This is a genomic window from Streptomyces sp. XY006 (assembly GCF_002237655.1).
Lineage (GTDB): Bacteria > Actinomycetota > Actinomycetes > Streptomycetales > Streptomycetaceae > Streptomyces > Streptomyces levis.
Window position 1 is genome coordinate 110,457 of record NZ_NOKT01000025.1, and the last position, 18,265, is coordinate 128,721.

The window sequence follows — 18,265 nt, forward strand, 5'->3', positions numbered from 1 at the left end:
ACCCGGGCCGCAGCACAGGGCCGCACCCCTCTGTCCCCCGTCGTTCCACGAGCCGCGGGAGGCTGACAGGTGTCCAGCGCAGCCGAGCAGGAGGCGGTGGCCGGTCATCAGGCCACCGGGAACGGGCGCCAGGCCGCCGCCGTGAACGGCACGCGGCGGGCCGCGCCGCCGCCCGTCGTGCCCGCCCGGCCGGGCGCGCCGACCCCGCTGGGCGCCCGGTTCCGGGTCGGTCCGGACGGGGTGGCCGGGACCAATTTCGCGTTGTGGGCGGGCGGGGCCGAGGGGGTCGAGCTGTGCCTCTTCGACGAGGCGGGCAAGGAGTCGCGGGTCCGGCTCGCGGAGCTGACCCACGAGATCTGGCACGGTTTCGTGCCGGGTGTGCTGCCCGGGCAGCGCTACGGCTACCGGGTGCAGGGCCGCTGGGACCCCTGGACGGGTGCCCGCTGGAACCCGGCGAAGCTGCTGCTCGACCCCTACGCACGGGCCGTCGACGGCGACTTCGGGCTGCCGCCCGAGGTGTACGGGCACGTCCGCGACTGGCCGCAGCAGCACGTCGCCGACACCGTGCGCGACGACCGGGACTCGGCGCCGTTCGTACCGAAGGGCGTCGTCGTCCACGATGACGACGACTGGTCCGACGACCGCCGCCCGAAGACGCCGTGGGCCGACTCGGTGATCTACGAGCTGCACGTCAAGGGCTTCACGCAGCTGCACCCGGGCATCCCCGAGGAGCTGCGCGGCACCTACGCCGGCCTCGCCCACCCGGCGGCCGTGGAGCACCTGGTGAGCCTGGGCGTGACCGCGGTGGAGCTGCTGCCGGTGCACCAGTTCGCGCACGAGGACCATCTGCTGCGCAGGAGCCTGCGCAACTACTGGGGGTACAACTCGGTCGGCTACTTCGCCCCGCACGCGGCCTACGCCGCCTCGGGGACGCGGGGCCAGCAGGTCGGCGAGTTCAAGCGGATGGTGCGCGCCCTGCACGCGGCCGGCATCGAGGTCATCCTCGACGTGGTCTACAACCACACCGCCGAGGCGGGCGAGCTCGGCCCGACCCTGTCCCTGAAGGGCATCGACAACCGCGGCTACTACCGCCTCCAGGACGACGCCCGCCGCTACGCCGACTACACAGGCTGCGGCAACACCCTGCACGTGGTCCAGCCGCACGTGCTGCGCCTGATCACGGACTCGCTGCGCTACTGGGTCACCGAGATGGGCGTCGACGGCTTCCGCTTCGACCTGGCGGCGGCGCTGGCCCGCTCGATGCACGACGTCGACATGCTCTCCCCGTTCCTGGCGGTGATCGCCCAGGACCCGGTGCTGCGCCGGGTGAAGCTGATCGCCGAGCCGTGGGACGTGGGGTCGGGCGGCTACCAGGTGGGCGCCTTCCCGCCGCTGTGGACGGAGTGGAACGACCGGTACCGCAACGCCGTGCGGGACTTCTGGCGGCACGCGCTGCCGGACGTCCGGGAGATGGGCTACCGCCTGTCGGGCTCCAGCGACCTGTACGCCTGGGGCGGGCGCCGGCCGTACGCGTCAGTCAACTTCATCACCGCGCACGACGGCTTCACGCTGCGCGACCTGGTGTCCTACGAGCGCAAGCACAACGAGGCCAACGGCGAGGGCAACCGGGACGGCACGGACGACAACCGGGCCTGGAACTGCGGCGCCGAGGGCGAGACGGACGACGAGGGCGTACGGGCGCTCAGGCGCCGGCAGCTGCGGAACCTGCTGACCACGCTGCTGCTGTCCACGGGCGTGCCCATGCTGGTCGCGGGCGACGAGCTGGGCCGCACGCAGCGCGGCAACAACAACGCCTACTGCCAGGACAACGAGATCAGCTGGCTGGACTGGGGCCTGCTGGAGGACCCCGGCTGGCGGGCCCTGTACGAGCTGACCTCGCGGCTGATCGCGCTGCGCCACCGGCACCCGGTGCTGCGCCGCCGGGCCTTCTTCTCGGGCCGGGCCCAGACCGCGGACGGGCTGCGCGACCTGGCCTGGTTCACCTCCCGGGGCACCGAGATGACGGAGCAGGACTGGTACGCGCCCGCCGCCACGCTGGGCATGTACCTCTCCGGCCGGGACATCCCGGGCCGGGACGAGCGCGGGGAGCAGATCCTCGACGACAGCTTCCTGGCGGTGCTGCACGCGGGCGAGGGGCCGGTGAGCTTCGTGCTGCCGGGGCCGCCGTGGGCGGAGCGCTACGAGGTCGTCGTCGACACGAGCCTGGAGGAGCAGGGACGGGCGCCGGGAGTGGAACACCCGGCCGGGACGGAGATCACGGTGCCGGAACGGTCGGTGCTGCTGCTCCGGGTGGCGGGCTGAGGCATCGTTCCGCCTCCGGCCGAGCCGCCGTTTCCCACCACGGCCGCGGCGGCGTTGCGGGTCCGTGAAATCGGTGGGGATCTTCTTGACCCGGCCGTTCCCGCGCTGGCAGCGTCCATGGTCATGAGGCCGACCGCTGAACTCCGGTGCGCATGTGCCGCGCTCGTCGAGCGGCGCCATGTCGACCTCTGCCGTCAGTCGAGCGCCGTCTGTCGCTGAGCCCGGCAGCCTTCTCCCGCTCTCTCCTCCCCCCGACTCCACACCCCAGGACGCCCCATGCCCGGAATATCCCGTCGTACGCTCGGTGCCCTCGTCGGCGGTGGCGCGGTGGGCGCCGTCGCCGGCACGGCCGGCACCGCCAATGCCGCCGAGGCCGCTCCCGCCGAACGGCCGTTCCGGGTCCGCCCCGGTGCGGGGTCCGGCCGGCGCCCGAACTTCCTCGTCATCCTGGCCGACGACCTCGGCTGGGCCGACCTGTCCTCCTACGGCGCCCCGCACATCCGCACGCCGAACCTGGACCGGCTGGCCCGCCAGGGCGTGCGCTTCACGCAGGCCTACTCCGGTTCCGCGACCTGCTCCCCGACCCGGTTCAGCCTCTACACCGGCCGGTACCCGGGCCGTACGAAGGGCGGGCTGGCCGAACCCGTCGGCGACCGGAGCCAGGGCCTGGACCCCGGCCACCCGACCCTCGCCTCCCTGCTGAAGGGGGCCGGTTACGCCACCGCCCTGATCGGCAAGTGGCACTGCGGCTGGCTGCCCGACTACAGCCCCACCAAGTCCGGCTGGGACGAGTTCTTCGGGAACTTCGGGGGCGTTCTGGAGTACTTCTCCAAGCTGGGCCAGCTGGGCGAGTACGACCTGTACGAGGGGGACGCCGAGTACCGGGACCTGCGCTACTACACGACGGTCCTCACCGAGCGGGCGGTGGAGTACGTCCGCCGGGACCACGACCGGCCCTGGCTGCTCAACCTCAACTTCACCACGCCGCACTGGCCGTGGCTCGCGGAGGGCGACGAGGAGGACGGCGCGCGGATCGAGGCGAAGGTCCGGGCCGCGCGGAACAAGTCGGAGGTCGTGACCGCGCTCAACCACTTCGACGGCGGCTCGGTCGCCAAGTACACGCAGATGGTGGAGAGCCTGGACGCCGCGGTCGGCGAGGTGCTGGCCGCGCTGCGCCGCTCCGGGCAGGAGGAGAACACCGTCGTGCTGTTCGCCAGCGACAACGGCGGCGAGCGGTTCTCCTACAACTGGCCCCTCAGCGGCGAGAAGTTCGTGCTGCTGGAGGGCGGCATCCGGGTGCCGACCATCCTGCGCTGGCCCGCCCGCGTCGACGGCCGCCAGGTCAGCCACGAGCCGAACTTCTCCCCCGACTGGACCGCGACCCTGCTGGAACTGGCCGGCGCCCGGCCCGACCCGGCGTACCCGCTGGACGGCACCAGCCTGGCCGGATACCTGCTGCGGGGGCGGGAGCTGCCCGAGCGGGACCTGTTCTGGCGGGTCCGGGGCAACCGCGCCCTGCGCCGCGGGGACTGGAAGTACTACCGGGACGACAAGGGCGCCGAGCACCTGTACAACCTCGCCGAGGACCAGCGCGAGCAGGCCGACCGCGCCGCGGACCGGCCGGAGCTGCTGGCCGAGCTGAAGGCGGCGTGGGAGAAGGTCGACCGCACGCTGCTGCCCTACCCGGGATAGGGCCCGCCGTTCGGGTGAAAGGACGAGGACCCGCAGGTCGTAGGACCAACGGCCGATGCGGATCGGGCGAAAACCCGGTGGGCAGTGTCAGTGGTGAACCGTAGGCTCGCTGCTGATGGCCACGACACCCGCACCCGCCCAGGACCGTTCCGTCGTGCGTACGCTGCTGCGCCTGTGGCCGTATGTCCGGCCGGTGCGGGCCAGGCTGTTCACGGCCGCGTTCGTCGCGATACTCGCCTCCTGCGTGGGCCTGGTCATCCCGCTGGTGCTGAAGTGGATGGTGGACGGACCGGTCGCCGGCCGGGACCCGGCCGGGGTGTGGCTCGGGGCGCTGTACCTGCTGCTGCTCGGCTTCGCCGAGGCCCTGCTGTTCGGGCTGCGCCGCTGGCTGGTGGCGCGTCCGCTCTCCCGTGTCGAGGCCTCCATGCGGGCGGCGCTGTACCGGCACCTGCAGCGGCTGCCGGTCTCCTTCCACGACCGGTGGGCCTCGGGGCAGTTGCTGTCCCGGGGGACGACGGACCTGATGCTGCTGCGCATGTTCCTCGCCTTCCCGCTGACGTTCCTGCTGGTCAACGGCGTGACGATCCTCGTCGGCGTGATCATCATGCTGCTGCAGGACTGGACGCTGGGGCTGGTCATCCTCGGGCCCGCCGTACCCCTGCTGGTCACCTGCGTGTTCTTCGAGAAGCGCTACGCCACGGCGGCGCGACGCGCCCAGGACCAGGTCGGGGACCTGACGACGGTCGTCGAGGAGAGCGTGCTCGGCATCCGCATCATCAAGGGCTTCGGCCGCCACCGGAGCCAGGCCCGCGCCTTCCGCGAGCTGTCGCACGAGCTGCGCGGCACGGAGCTGCGCAAGGCCCGGCTGCTGGCGACCATCTGGGGCGTCATCGTGACGCTGCCGGAGGTGGCGATCGGCGCCGCGCTGGTGGTCGGGGCCGTCCAGGTCGCCGACGGGGACCTGTCCGCGGGCACGCTGGTGGCCTTCCTCTCGACGGCACTGGCGCTGCGCTGGCCCGTGGAGTCGATCGGGTTCCTGCTGGCGATGACCCAGGAGGCGGCGACGGCGACGGAGCGGTACTTCGAGGTGATGGACGAGCAGACCGAGGAGGCGGGTCCGGCGCCCGAGTCGGTGCCGGCCGACCCCCGGGACAGGGGCCTGCGCTTCCACGACGTCACCTTCCGCTACCCCGACGCCCCGCCCGGCTCCCCTCCCGTGCTCCGGGACATCAACCTGCACATCCGCCCCGGCGAGTCCATGGCCCTGGTCGGCACCACCGGCAGCGGCAAGACGACGCTCACCGCGCTCGTCCCCCGCCTGTACGAGGTGACCTCGGGCCGTATCACGCTCGACGGCGTCGACATCACCACCCTGCCGCGGGAGGCCCTGCGCGCCAAGGTGGCCGTCGCCTTCGAGGAACCCACACTCTTCTCGGCCACGGTCGGCGACAACGTGCTCATGGGGGCCGGGGACACCGCGGGCCCCGACGCGCTGGAGCGCGCCCTGGCCGTCGCCCAGGCCGACTTCGTGCACGACCTGCCCCAGGGGACCGCCACCCAGGTCGGCGAGCAGGGCCTCAGCCTGTCCGGGGGCCAGCGGCAGCGCATCGCCCTGGCCCGGGCGGTCGTGGGGCAGCCGGAGTTCCTCGTGCTCGACGACCCCCTGTCGGCGCTGGACGTGCACACGGAGGCCGCCGTGGAAGCCGCCCTGCGGCAGGTCCTGGCCGACACCACCGCCCTGATCGTGGCGCACCGCCCGTCGACGGTGCTGCTGGCGGACCGGGTCGCCCTGCTGTCCGGCGGCCGGATCGCCGCGGTCGGCACCCACCACGAACTGCTGCGTACCAACGCCGAGTACGCGTACCTGATGTCCGGAGCGGAGTCAGGGCGACAGGAGGAGGCCCGATGACGGCGGCCACCACGGCACCGGCCGGCGGCAAGCCCGACGACCGCCGCCCCGCCCCCGGGGACCCCTTCGACCAGGACGTCCTGCCCACTCCCCCGGGCGCCACCGCGGCCCTGCTGCGTTCCCTGCTCGCGCCCATGAAGGCCCGGGTCGCGGTCACGACACTCCTGCTGCTGCTCCAGCAGGCGGTGGTGCAGGCGGGCCCGCTGCTGGTGGCGTACGCCATCGACCGTGCCGTGCCGGCGTTCCGGGCGCAGGACCACGGGCCGCTGGTCGCGGTGGGGGCCGGGTATCTGGGGTGTGCGCTGGCCGCGGGCGCGCTGCAGTGGGCGTTCATCGCCGCGGCGGCCCGCGTCAACCAGGACGTGCTGCTGGACCTGCGCGGCCGGATCTTCCGCCACGCGCAGGCGCTCAGCGTCGACTTCCACGAGCGCTACACCTCCGGCCGGCTCATCTCCCGCTCCACCACGGACGTGGAGTCGCTGCGCGAGCTGCTCGACGAGGGTCTGCAGGAGCTCGTGACGGTCGTGCTGTCGTTCGTCTACATCTCGGCGATGCTGCTCTGGCTCGACCTCGGCCTCGGGGGCGTGGCGGTGGCGTCGATGGTGCCGTTGTACGCGCTGGTGCGGCTGTACCAGCGGCGTGCGGCCCGGGTGTACCGGGCGCGGTCCACCGCGATCGCCGCCGTCATCGTCAAGTTCGTCGAGACCATGAACGGGATCCGGCCGGTGCGCGCCTTCCGCCGCGAGGCCGCCAACGACACCGACTTCGGCCGGCTCAACGCGCGGCACGAGCGCACCAACGGCGACGCCCTGCTGGAGATGGCCCGGTACGTCACCGGCTCGCGGCTGGTCGCCAACACGGCGGTCGCGGCGATCGTGCTGTGGGGCGCCTACCGGGTCGCCGACGGCACCCTGGCCCTCGGTGTGCTGGCGGCGGCGGTGCTGTACCTGCGGCGGCTGTACGACCCCATCGACCGGCTCGGCATGTTCCTCAACTCCTACCAGTCGGCGGCGGCCTCCCTGGAGAAGATCGCGGGGCTGCTGGCCCAGACGCCGTCGGTGCCCGAGCCCGTCAGTCCCCGGCCGCTCCCGCCGGCGAGGAGCGAGCACCCGGGGCGTGAGGTCGTCTTCGACGGCGTCAGCTTCGGCTACCGCACGGGCGGTGAGGTGCTGCCGCGCTTCGACCTGACGCTGCCGGCCGGGCAGACGGTCGCGGTCGTCGGCTCCACGGGCGCCGGCAAGTCGACGCTGGCCAAGCTGCTGGCCCGGTTCTACGACCCTTCCCCAAGCTCTCAACTGCGTTCGAGCAGGGGAGACCCCTACGCCGGGCGGGTCCTGCTCGACGGCGTCGACCTGCGCGACCTGGCCGTGCCGGACCTGCGGCGCGGTGTGGTGATGGTGACGCAGGAGGCGTTCCTGTTCTCGGGCACGGTCGCCGACAACATCGCGATCGGCCGGCCGGAGGCGACCCGCGCGGAGATGGAGCAGGCGGCGAAGGAGATCGGCGCGCACGACTTCATCAGCGCCCTGCCCGACGGCTACGACACCGACGTCCGCAAGCGGGGCGGCCGCATCTCGGCCGGCCAGCGGCAACTGGTCGCCTTCGCTCGGGCGTTGCTGGCCGACCCGGCGGTGCTGATCCTCGACGAGGCGACCAGCTCCCTGGACGTCCCGGGCGAGCGCGCCGTGCAGCGGGCCATGGCGACGGTGCTGAAGGGGCGCACGGCGGTGGTCATCGCGCACCGGCTGTCGACGGTGGAGATCGCGGACCGTGTCCTGGTGATGGAACACGGCAGGATCGTGGAGGACGGCGAACCGGCCGAACTCATCGCGGGCACGGGCAGGTTCGCACAGCTGCACCGGGCATGGCGAGACAGCCTGGCGTAGCCCGGACGCCCGCCAGTTCACGCAGAGCGGCCATCGCCGGGTTCCGGGCCAGGGCCGGATGCTGACGTTCGAGGTACTCCACACCGTCGGTGACGAATCTCCGGGCCTCGCAGGCGTAGGTGTCGAGCGGACAGCCGGGGGCCGGCGCCGGGGCGTCGTGCGAGGCGGTGAACCGCACCCGGTCACCCACGAGTTCGAGCCGTATGACGTAGGTGTTCTCGGTGAAGTCGATCGTCGCCGCGCCCTCGGTCCGCAGGCCGTGCAGCGAGTGGCCCACGGTGAACATGAGGTCGACCAGGGGCGTGTCGGCAGCCGCGGGGAAAGCGCGGCCGTCCACGGTGAAGGGACTCCCAAGTGTCCGTATAGCGAACATGAACTTCCGGTCAACGGACTGTTTCCGGCCATTGTATTGACGCGCTCCTGACAGAAAGCGCGGTCCCCTGCCACGCTTCCCACGACTGCTCCACAGCAACCCCACAGCAACACCTCCACCTCCCCAGGCCGGGCGACCCCCGGTCCCGCAGAAGGAGTCCGTGTTGAGTAGCAGTTCCTCTGGCAGAGGCACCTCCCACAGACGCACTCCCCACACCCCCCGCCGTACCGCGGCCGTGGCCCTCGCCGGCGTCGCCGCGCTGATCGCCGCCGCCGTGCAGAGCGGCACCGCCGTCGCGGCCCCGGAGAAGGCACCGCAGGCCGCGAGCAAGGCGATCCCCGGCTCGGAGTCGGTCAGGCTCACCCCCGCCCAGCGGGCCGCGCTGCTCCGCGAGGCCGACGCCGCCAAGGCCGAGACCGCGAAGGACCTGGGTCTGGGCGCCAAGGAGAAGCTGGTCGTCCGTGACGTCCTGAAGGACCGGGACGGCACCGTGCACACCCGCTACGAGCGCACCTACGACGGCCTGCCGGTCCTCGGCGGCGACCTCGTCGTGGAGAGCACGAAGGCGGGCGAGACCGCCGCCGTCGTGAAGGCCACCCGCGCCGCCGTCAAGCCGGCGACGACGAAGACGGCGGTGCCCGCGGCGAAGGCCCGGCAGCAGGCCCTGGCCGCCGGGAAGGCCGAGGAGGCCAGGAGCCCCGGCATCAACCGCGAGCCGCGCAAGGTGATCTGGGCCGCGAGCGGCAAGCCCGTCGTGGCGTACGAGACGGTCGTCGGCGGCTTCCAGCACGACGGCACCCCGCAGGAACTGCACGTGATCACGGACGCCACGAGCGGCGAGAAGCTGTACGCGTGGGAGGCCATCGAGACCGGCACCGGCAACACGGTGTACTCCGGCACGGTGGACCTCACCACCACCCAGTCCGGGTCGACGTACAACCTCACCGACGGCGCCCGCGGCAACCACAAGACGTACAACCTCAACCGCGGCACCTCCGGCACCGGCACCCTCTTCTCCGGCCCGGACGACGTGTGGGGCAACGGCACCCCGTCCAACCTGGAGTCCGCGGGCGCCGACGCCCACTACGGGGCCGCCCTGACCTGGGACTACTACAAGAACGTGCACGGCCGCTCCGGCATCCGCGGCGACGGCGTGGGCGCGTACTCCCGCGTCCACTACGGCAACAACTACGTCAACGCCTTCTGGTCCGACAGCTGCTTCTGCATGACCTACGGCGACGGCTCGGGCAACGCCAACCCGCTGACGTCGATCGACGTGGCCGCGCACGAGATGACCCACGGGCTCACCTCCAACACGGCCGGCCTCAACTACAGCGGCGAGTCCGGCGGCCTCAACGAGGCGACCAGCGACATCTTCGGCTCGACCGTGGAGTTCTTCGCCAAGAACTCCTCCGACGTCGGTGACTACCTCATCGGCGAGGAGATCGACATCAACGGCGACGGCACGCCGCTGCGTTACATGGACAAGCCGAGCAAGGACGGCGCCTCCAAGGACGCCTGGTACTCGGGCCTCGGCTCGATCGACGTGCACTACTCCTCGGGCCCGGCGAACCACTTCTTCTACCTGCTGAGCGAGGGCAGCGGCACCAAGACCATCAACGGTGTCACGTACGACTCGCCCACCTCGGACGGCCTTCCGGTCACCGGCATCGGCCGGGAGAAGGCGGAGAAGATCTGGTTCCGCGCGCTGACCACCAAGTTCACCTCGACCACCAACTACGCGGGCGCCCGCACCGGCACCCTCGCGGCCACCGGTGAGCTCTACGGCACCGACAGCGCCGAGTACAAGGCGGTCCAGGACGCGTGGGCGGGCGTGAACGTCGGCACCCGCTCGGGCGGCGGAGGCGGCGGGGGCACGTCCTTCGAGAACACCGCCGACGTGGCGATCCCGGACCGGGGCGCGGCGGTCACCTCGTCGATCACCGTCACCGGCCGGACCGGCAACGCGCCCTCCAACCTCCAGGTCGCCGTGGACATCGTCCACACCTACATCGGTGACCTCCAGGTGCAGTTGGTGGCCCCCGACGGCACGGCGTACACGCTGAAGGGGTACGGCACCGGCGGCAGCGCGGACAACCTGAACACCACGTACACGGTGAACGCGTCCTCCGAGGTGGCCAACGGCGTCTGGCAGCTGCGGGTCCAGGACAACGCGGCCGTCGACACCGGCTACATCAACAGCTGGAAGCTCACCTTCCCGTAGGCCCCGAGCGGGTCCCGAGTCAGGGCGCCGCCCCGGTGGGTTCGAATCCCCCGGGGCGGCGTCCGTTCTCCCGCCCCGGACGCACACCTCGCCGTCGATTTCCGGCCAACATCACGTGGCACTCCTGACATGTACGCGTCCGGAGTGCCACTCTTCCCCCACCCGCCGCACAGCACCCAGCAGTTCCCCCACACCCAGGAGCTCGTGTGATCACCTCCCGCTACGCGCGTCACAAGCGCACCACGCTGGCCATCGCCACCGCGGTCGCCGCCGGTGCCCTGCTCACCACCGGCCTGGCCTCCGGCAGCAGCGTCGCCGCCGACGCGCAGAGCAAGCCGGCCCTCGCCGCCGCGCCCGTCCTCCTCACCGCGCCCGCCCGCACCGCCCTCCTCCAGGAGCAGCAGGCGGACGCCGCCACGACCGCCGACGAGATAGGCCTCGGCGCGCAGGAGAAGCTGGTCGTCAAGGACGTCGTGAAGGACGCCGACGGCACACTCCACACCCGCTACGAGCGCACGTACGCGGGCCTGCCGGTCCTCGGCGGCGACCTCGTCGTGCACGAGTCGAAGTCCGGCGAGCCGCGCGGCGTCACCAGAGCGACGAAGGCCGCGATCAAGGTCGCCTCGCTCAAGCCGGCCGTGCCCGCCGCCAAGGCGGAGCAGCAGGCCGTGACCCTCGCCAAGGCGGCCGGCTCGGAGCAGACCGAGGCCGACTCCGCGCCCCGCAAGGTGATCTGGGCGGCCGACGGCAAGCCCGTCCTCGCCTACGAGACGGTCGTCGGCGGCCTCCAGGAGGACGGCACGCCCAACGAGCTGCACGTCGTCACCGACGCGGCCACCGGCCAGAAGCTGTACGAGTACCAGGCCATCGAGACCGGCACCGGCAACACCACGTACAGCGGCACGGTGAACCTCACCACCACCAAGTCGGGCACGTCGTACAACCTCACCGACGGCACCCGCGGCGGGCACAAGACGTACAACCTCAACCGCGGCACCTCCGGCACCGGCACCCTCTTCTCCGGCGCCGACGACGTCTGGGGCGACGGCAACCCCTCCAACCTGGAGACCGCCGCCGCCGACGCGCACTACGGCGCCCAGGTCACCTGGGACTTCTACAAGAGCGCCTTCGGCCGCAGCGGCATCCGCAACGACGGCAGGGCCGCCTACTCGCGCGTCCACTACGGCAACAACTACGTCAACGCCTTCTGGTCCGACAGCTGCTTCTGCATGACCTACGGCGACGGCTCGGGCAACACCAACCCGCTGACCTCGCTGGACGTGGCCGCGCACGAGATGAGCCACGGCCTGACCTCGGCCACGGCCGGCCTCAACTACAGCGGCGAGTCCGGCGGTCTGAACGAGGCGACCAGCGACATCTTCGGCGCGGGCGCGGAGTTCTTCGCGAACAACTCCTCCGACGTCGGTGACTACCTCATCGGCGAGGAGATCGACATCAACGGCGACGGCACGCCGCTGCGCTACATGGACAAGCCCAGCAAGGACGGCGCCTCCAAGGACGCCTGGTCCTCCAGCCTGGGCGGTCTGGACGTGCACTACTCCTCGGGCCCCGCCAACCACTTCTTCTACCTGCTGTCCGAGGGCAGCGGCGCGAAGACGATCAACGGCGTGAGCTACAACTCGCCCACCTCCAACGGCTCCACGGTCACCGGCATCGGCCGCACCAAGGCGCTGCAGATCTGGTACAAGGCGCTGACGACGTACATGACGTCGACGACCAAGTACGCGGCCGCCCGTACGGCGACCCTGAACGCGGCCTCGGCGCTGTACGGCGCGTCCAGCACCGAGTACAAGGCGGTCGCGGCCGCCTGGTCCGCCGTCAACGTCGGCTGACCGAACCACGACCACGGGCGGTACCCGGACCGAAGGCGGGTCCGGGTACCGCCCTACTCTTGGTGCCCGTGTCTCAACCGGATCCACAAGACTTCACCTACGCCGACGTCGGCGCCACCCGCGACCAGGGCTTCTGCCCGCCGGGCTTCCGTCCCCTGCTCGTCCGCACCCGCCTCGGCGAGGGTGAGGAGGTCTTCCGCCGGGCTTCGGAAGCGGTCCTCACCTGGCAGATGCACCGGTCCATGGGCGTGGGCATCGACGCGAGCGCCGACCGGGCCGCCCCCGGCGTCGACGTCACCGTCACCCTGGCCGGCATGATCAAGGCCCCCTGCCGTGTCGTCTGGACGGTCGAGGAACCCCGCCGCGCCGGCTGGGCCTACGGCACCCTGCCCGGCCACCCGGAGAGCGGCGAGGAGTCCTTCGTGGTCGACCGCACGGGCGACGGCACGGTCTGGCTGACCGTGAACGCCTTCAGCCGGGCGGCGAAGTGGTACGCGCGGGCGGGCGGCCCGGCGACCAGGGGCTTCCAGCACGCCTACGCCCGCCGGTGCGGCAACGTCCTGCGCACCCTCGCCACCCAGGGCTCCACGTCGCCCTGAGCCGGACTCAGCGCATCAACAACCCCCCGGCCGCCACCAGTTCCTCGGAGGGCCCGGCCACCAGGCCCAGCTCCGCGCTCGAAGCCAACAGCCGATGCGCGGGAAGGATCCGCACCGTGTACCCAAAAGGTCCGGTGCGATCCAGCGACAAGGGCCCCTCGTAGACCCACTGCCCGTCCTGCTCGGCGGAGCCCACCGGCTTCAGCGGCACGATCGTCGCGTCACCGATCCGGTCCTCCTCGTCCACCCGGCCCGAGACGACCTGCACGTCCACGTCGTCCGGCCCGAGCTCGCCGAGACCCACCCGTACCCGCAGCCCCAGCGTCGTGCCGAGCTCGGCCAGCGCCTCGGACGCGGACGTCTCCACATGGTCGACCGTCACGCCCGGCCACGCCGCCCGCACCCGTTCCTTCCACTCGGCGAGGTCCCGGGCCGCGTCCGGATCCATCGTGCGGTGGGCGAGCGCCGCCGGCGCGTAGAGCCGCTCGACGTACTCCCGGACCATCCGCCCGGCCAGCACCTTCGGCCCGAGCGTGCTCAGCGTGTGCCGGACCATCTCGATCCACCGGTCGGGCAGCCCGCTCTGCCCCCGCTCGTAGAAGCGGGGCGTCACCCGCTGCTCCAGCAGGTCGTACAGCGCCGCGGCCTCTATGTCGTCGCGGTGGTCCGGGTCGGTCCCGGCCCCGTCGGCCGTCGGGATCGCCCAGCCGAAGTCCGGCTGGAACCACTCGTCCCACCAGCCGTCCAGGACGGACAGGTTGAGACAGCCGTTGAGCGCCGCCTTCATGCCGGACGTGCCGCAGGCCTCCAGGGGCCGCAGCGGGTTGTTCAGCCAGATGTCACAGCCGGGGTAGAGCTTCTGCGCCATCCCCATGCCGTAGTCGGGCAGGAACACGATCCGGTGGCGCACCCGCGGGTCGTCCGCGAACCGCACCAGTTCCTGCACGAGCCGCTTGCCGCCGTCGTCCGCGGGATGCGCCTTGCCCGCGACGACGATCTGGACCGGCCGCTCGGGATGCAGCAGCAGTTCCATCAGCCGGTCGCGGTCGCGCAGCATCAGCGTCAGACGCTTGTACGACGGGACACGCCGGGCGAAGCCGATGGTGAGGACGTCCGGGTCGAGCACGCCGTCGATCCAGCCCAGCTCGGCCGTACCGGCGCCGCGCTGCCGCCACGAGGCCCGCAGCCGCTTGCGGACCTCCTCGACGAGCTGCTCGCGCAGCACCCGCCGCAGGTCCCAGATGTCCTGGTCGGGGATGTCCGCCACGGAGTCCCAGCGCTCCGAGCCGCCGACCGTCAGGGCGTCCTCGGCGCGCTGCACGCCGATCTGCCGGGCGCCGAGCCGGAACACCTCGGGGGCGACCCAGGTGGGGGCGTGCACCCCGTTGGTGACGGAGGTGATCGGCACCTCGTCCGGGTCGAAGCCGGGCCACAGCCCGGAGAACATCTCGCGGCTGACGCTGCCGTGCAGCAGGGAGACGCCGTTGGCGCGCTGGGCCAGCCGCAGCCCCATCACGGCCATGTTGAACAGGTTGGGCTCCCCGCCGGGATAGGTCTCCATGCCCAGCCGCAGGACGCGGTCGACGTCGATGCGGGGCAGTTCGGCGTCGGGACCGAAGTGGCGGGCGACCAGCTCGCGGTCGAAGCGGTCGATGCCGGCCGGGACGGGGGTGTGGGTGGTGAAGACCGTCCCCGCGCGGACCGCTTCCAGTGCCGAGTCGAAGTCCAGGCCCCCGGCGCACAGTTCGGCGATGCGCTCCAGGCCGAGGAACCCGGCGTGCCCCTCGTTGGTGTGGAACACCTCCGGCGCGGGGTGGCCGGTCAGCCGGCAGTACGTGCGCACCGCCCGGACCCCTCCTATGCCGAGGAGCATCTCCTGGAGCAGCCGGTGCTCGCTGCCGCCGCCGTAGAGGCGGTCGGTGACACCGCGCTCGCCGAGGTCGTTCTCCTCGACGTCGGAGTCCAGCATCAGCAGCGGGACCCGGCCGACCTGCGCCAGCCAGATGCGGGCGTGCAGTTGTTTGCCGCCGGGCAGCGCGAGGGCGACCTGGGCGGGCGTGCCGTCGGGCTCCTCCAGCTGGGCGACCGGGAGCTCGTTCGGGTCGAGGACCGGGTAGTGCTCCTGCTGCCAGCCGTCCCGGGAGAGGGTCTGGCGGAAGTAGCCGTGCCGGTAGAGCAGTCCGACGCCGATGAGCGGGACGCCCAGGTCGCTGGCCGCCTTCAGATGGTCGCCGGCGAGGATGCCGAGGCCGCCGGAGTACTGCGGCAGCGCGGCCGTGATGCCGAACTCGGGGGAGAAGTAGGCGACGGCGGCCGGCAGGTCCTCGGACTGGGCCTGGTACCAGCGGTCGCCGGTCATGTAGTCGTTCAGGTCGCCCGCGACCGCGGCGAGGCGGCGCAGGAAACGGCGGTCCTCGGAGAGCTCGGCCAGCCGCGCGGGCGGCACGCCGCCCAGCAGCCGGACCGGGTCGCCGCCCGAGGCGGCCCACCGCTCGGGGTCGACGGCCTGGAACAGGTCACGGGTCTCCGCATGCCAGGACCAGCGCAGGTTGCGGGCCAGATCGCTGAGTGGCCGGAGGGGGTCGGGGAGCACGGGTCGGACGGTGAATCGACGGATCGCCTTCACGGGTTCCACCTCGGCGCGTTGCTGGATGACGCAGGGCTTCAACGACGTCTCCTACGACAGTACCGGCGAGGGTGCCGCCACCGCCGACGCTCCGCCACCGTGCCTCCGATCGGCCTGAACAGGTCTGTACGCGGATATGGCCGATTCCGCCCCCATAGGCGTCCTTGTGGTGCTTCACCCGCCACGAGAGGCTTCCCCTGGCGTACCGGCCCGCGCCGGCCGCACGCGGCCCGGCGCGGCAGCCGTACGCCGAGTCGAGGAGGGGAACTCGGACCATGGCACGGACGCGACAGCGGCGTCTGCGCGGGACGGGAGGCCTGGCCGCGGCGCTCTGCGCCCTCGCGTTTTCGGCCACCACCCTGCCCGCGCACGCCGTACCGGAGGGGCGGATACTCGGCGCCGGAACACCCGGCTCCGTGCACGGAAGTTACCTGGTGACACTGGAGAAGGGCACGCGGGCGGGCTCGGCGGCCGGAAAGGACCTGGCCAGGATCCACGGGGTGGAGATCAGCCACACCTACGGCACGGTGCTGAACGGGTGGGCGGTCCGGGCCGACGACAGACGGGCACGGCGGCTGGCCGCCGATCCCCGGGTCGCCTCGGTCGTCCAGGACACCCGCGTCCGGCTGGAGGGCACCGGGCCGAAGCCGCCCTCCTGGGGACTGGACCGGATCGACCAGCCGGCGCTGCCGCTGGACGGGAGCTACACCTGGCCGGCCTCCGCGGGGGCCGGGGTGACGGTCTACGTGATCGACACCGGCGTGCGGACCACGCACCGGGACTTCGGCGGCCGGGCGCGCCACGGCTGGGACTTCGTCGGGGGCGACCCGGTCGCCTCGGACGCCAACGGGCACGGCACCCACGTCGCCGGCACGGTCGCGGGCACCGCCCACGGCGTCGCGAAGAAGGCGCGGATCGTCTCCGTGCGCGTCCTCGACACGGCGGGGGCGGGCACCACGGCCCGGGTGATCGCCGGGATCGAGTGGGTCACCCGCAACGCGAGGAAGCCGGCGGTCGCCAACCTCAGCCTGGGCGGGCCGCGCAACGACCGGCTGGACGCCGCCGTGCGCGCCTCCATCGCCTCCGGCGTCACGTACACGGTCGCCGCGGGCAACGACGGCAGGCCGGCGGGTCTGTACTCCCCCGCGGGCGTCAAGGAGGCGATCACGGTCGGCGCGACCGACCGCAAGGATGCAAAACCGGCCTTCTCCAACCACGGCCCGGCCCTCGATCTGTTCGCCCCGGGCGTCGCCATCACCTCCGCGACGGCCGCGAGTGACACCGCGCGGGCAGCCTTCTCGGGTACCTCGATGGCGTCCCCGCATGCCGCGGGCGCCGCCGCGCTCCGTCTCTCCGGCCATCCCAAGGCGACTCCGGCCCAGGTCAGTGCGGCCCTGACCAGGGCGGCGGCGGGCGGCAAGGTCTCCGGCCGGGGGCTCGGTTCACCGGACAAGTTACTGCGGGTGCCGCGGGGGTAGGCGGAAGCTGCAGACGCGCGAAGAGGCCGGCCTCGTCCGCCGCGGACGAGGCCGGTCTTGTGTGTCGACATACGCGTGAGTAGTTAACAAAGTGCCGGATTGCCCACCCGAATAGGGTGGGAAGGCTCCTCCGGGTACCCCTCACAGGAGCACCACGCAGGACCCACCTCCCCATACACATCCGCCCACCCACGTTGACGCGGACAGGAGCGGTCATGCCCGCCAAGCACCACTCGCCAGCACCCCCCGACCACCGTGCCACCGGGGCGCGCGCACCGGGCGGCGAAGCACGCCCCGCGCGCCCGGCCGCGGCCGGCCCACCCGTCCCGCAGCCACCACCCCCCGCGGAGGGGACGACGGCCGTCGGGCGCATACCCGTCCTCGATGTCCGCCCGGTCGTCCTGCACGGACGCCGGCCGGCCAAGGCCGTCACCGGAGAGACGTTCGAGATCTCGGCGACGGTGTTCCGGGAGGGGCACGACGCGGTCGCCGCCAATGTCGTCCTGACGGACCCCGAGGGCCGCCCGGGACCGTGGACGCCGATGCGGGAGCTGGCGCCCGGGACGGACCGGTGGGGTGCCACGGTCACGGCCGGGGAGCCGGGCCGGTGGACGTTCGCCGTGGAGGGGTGGGGCGACCCGGTGGCCACCTGGCGCCACCACGCCCGGATCAAGATCCCGGCGGGTATGGACACGGACGTCGTCCTGGAGGAGGGCGCGCGCCTCTACGAGCGGGCGGCCGACGGCGTGCCCGAGGAGGAGGGCCTGCGGGACGTGCTCCTGGCGGCCGTCGACGCGCTGCGGGACGAGACCCGCCCTGCGGCGTCCCGGCTGGCGGCGGCGCTGACTCCCGAGGTCGACGCGGTGCTGGACCGCTACCCGCTGCGGGACCTGGTCACCACCTCCGAGCCGCTGCCGCTTCTCGTCGAGCGGGAGCGGGCGTTGTACGGGTCGTGGTACGAGTTCTTCCCGCGTTCGGAGGGCACCCCGGAGCAGCCGCACGGGACGTTCCGGACCGCCGCGCGGCGGTTGCCGGCGATCGCGGCGATGGGCTTCGACGTGGTGTACCTGCCGCCGATCCATCCGATCGGCACGACGTTCCGCAAGGGCAGGAACAACACCCTGAGCCCCGGGCCTGACGATGTGGGGGTGCCCTGGGCGATCGGTTCGCCCGAGGGCGGCCACGACGCCGTCCACCCCGAACTGGGAACCCTGGAGGACTTCACCTGGTTCGTGCGGCAGGCCCGCGGGCTGGGCATGGAGATCGCCCTGGACTTCGCCCTGCAGTGCTCCCCGGACCACCC

12 protein-coding genes are annotated in these 18,265 nt (G+C 72.4%); 10 read left to right on the forward strand and 2 right to left on the reverse strand.

The annotated features are described in order from the left end of the window. Window positions 1-69: 69 nt before the first annotated feature. The 5 genes from glgX (at window position 70) to CHR28_RS27060 (ending at window position 7,809) form a co-directional block, all read left to right on the forward strand. A complete protein-coding gene (gene glgX, locus CHR28_RS27045) occupies window positions 70-2,322 on the forward strand; it encodes a glycogen debranching protein GlgX (protein ID WP_094056306.1) in 2,253 nt (750 codons plus the stop codon). A 123-nt stretch (window positions 2,323-2,445) separates the two neighbouring features. After that, entirely contained in the window at window positions 2,446-2,541 is a 96-nt protein-coding gene (locus tag CHR28_RS39020; protein ID WP_373453390.1) for a putative leader peptide, read from the forward strand. 57 nt (window positions 2,542-2,598) lie between these two features. Beyond that, entirely contained in the window at window positions 2,599-4,014 is a 1,416-nt protein-coding gene (locus tag CHR28_RS27050) for a sulfatase family protein (protein WP_094056307.1), read from the forward strand. 115 nt (window positions 4,015-4,129) lie between these two features. Beyond that, window positions 4,130-5,923, forward strand: coding sequence for an ABC transporter ATP-binding protein (locus CHR28_RS27055; RefSeq protein ID WP_094056308.1), 1,794 nt, complete (start codon window positions 4,130-4,132; stop codon window positions 5,921-5,923). After that, window positions 5,920-7,809, forward strand: a complete 1,890-nt coding sequence (locus CHR28_RS27060; protein WP_094056309.1) for an ABC transporter ATP-binding protein — start codon at window positions 5,920-5,922, stop codon at window positions 7,807-7,809. Before CHR28_RS27055 ends, CHR28_RS27060 begins: the two co-directional genes overlap by 4 nt. Here the strand turns inward: CHR28_RS27060 and CHR28_RS27065 are convergent. Then, window positions 7,748-8,146 carry a hypothetical protein gene (locus CHR28_RS27065; protein WP_094056310.1) on the reverse strand — a complete coding sequence of 133 codons (399 nt, stop codon included), beginning with the start codon at window positions 8,144-8,146 and terminating at the stop codon, window positions 7,748-7,750. The two genes, CHR28_RS27060 and CHR28_RS27065, sit on opposite strands and share 62 nt — an antisense overlap. A gap of 199 nt (window positions 8,147-8,345) precedes the next feature. Here CHR28_RS27065 and CHR28_RS27070 point away from each other — a divergent pair, with 199 nt between their 5' ends. The 3 genes from CHR28_RS27070 to CHR28_RS27080 all read left to right on the forward strand — a co-directional run bounded on the left by CHR28_RS27070 (window position 8,346) and on the right by CHR28_RS27080 (window position 12,858). Then, complete coding sequence (locus CHR28_RS27070) at window positions 8,346-10,406, forward strand: M4 family metallopeptidase (RefSeq protein ID WP_094056311.1); 2,061 nt, start codon at window positions 8,346-8,348, stop codon at window positions 10,404-10,406. A gap of 209 nt (window positions 10,407-10,615) precedes the next feature. After that, window positions 10,616-12,259, forward strand: coding sequence for a M4 family metallopeptidase (locus CHR28_RS27075; RefSeq protein ID WP_094056321.1), 1,644 nt, complete (start codon window positions 10,616-10,618; stop codon window positions 12,257-12,259). Window positions 12,260-12,321: 62 nt separating this feature from the next. Continuing rightward, window positions 12,322-12,858: a DUF1990 family protein gene (locus CHR28_RS27080; RefSeq protein ID WP_256984428.1), complete on the forward strand. Its 537-nt coding sequence runs from the start codon at window positions 12,322-12,324 to the stop codon at window positions 12,856-12,858. A gap of 7 nt (window positions 12,859-12,865) precedes the next feature. On the opposite strand, the gene CHR28_RS27085 is transcribed toward CHR28_RS27080, so the two are convergent. Then, a complete protein-coding gene (locus CHR28_RS27085; protein WP_094056322.1) occupies window positions 12,866-15,484 on the reverse strand; it encodes a glycosyltransferase family 1 protein in 2,619 nt (872 codons plus the stop codon). 275 nt (window positions 15,485-15,759) lie between these two features. Here CHR28_RS27085 and CHR28_RS27090 point away from each other — a divergent pair, with 275 nt between their 5' ends. Together CHR28_RS27090 and CHR28_RS27095 are read left to right on the forward strand one after the other, a co-directional pair. Next, complete coding sequence (locus tag CHR28_RS27090; RefSeq protein ID WP_094056313.1) at window positions 15,760-16,962, forward strand: S8 family peptidase; 1,203 nt, start codon at window positions 15,760-15,762, stop codon at window positions 16,960-16,962. 215 nt (window positions 16,963-17,177) lie between these two features. Next, window positions 17,178-18,265 (forward strand): maltotransferase domain-containing protein (locus tag CHR28_RS27095; RefSeq protein ID WP_143655905.1); only part of this gene is annotated, 1,088 nt, incomplete at its 3' end.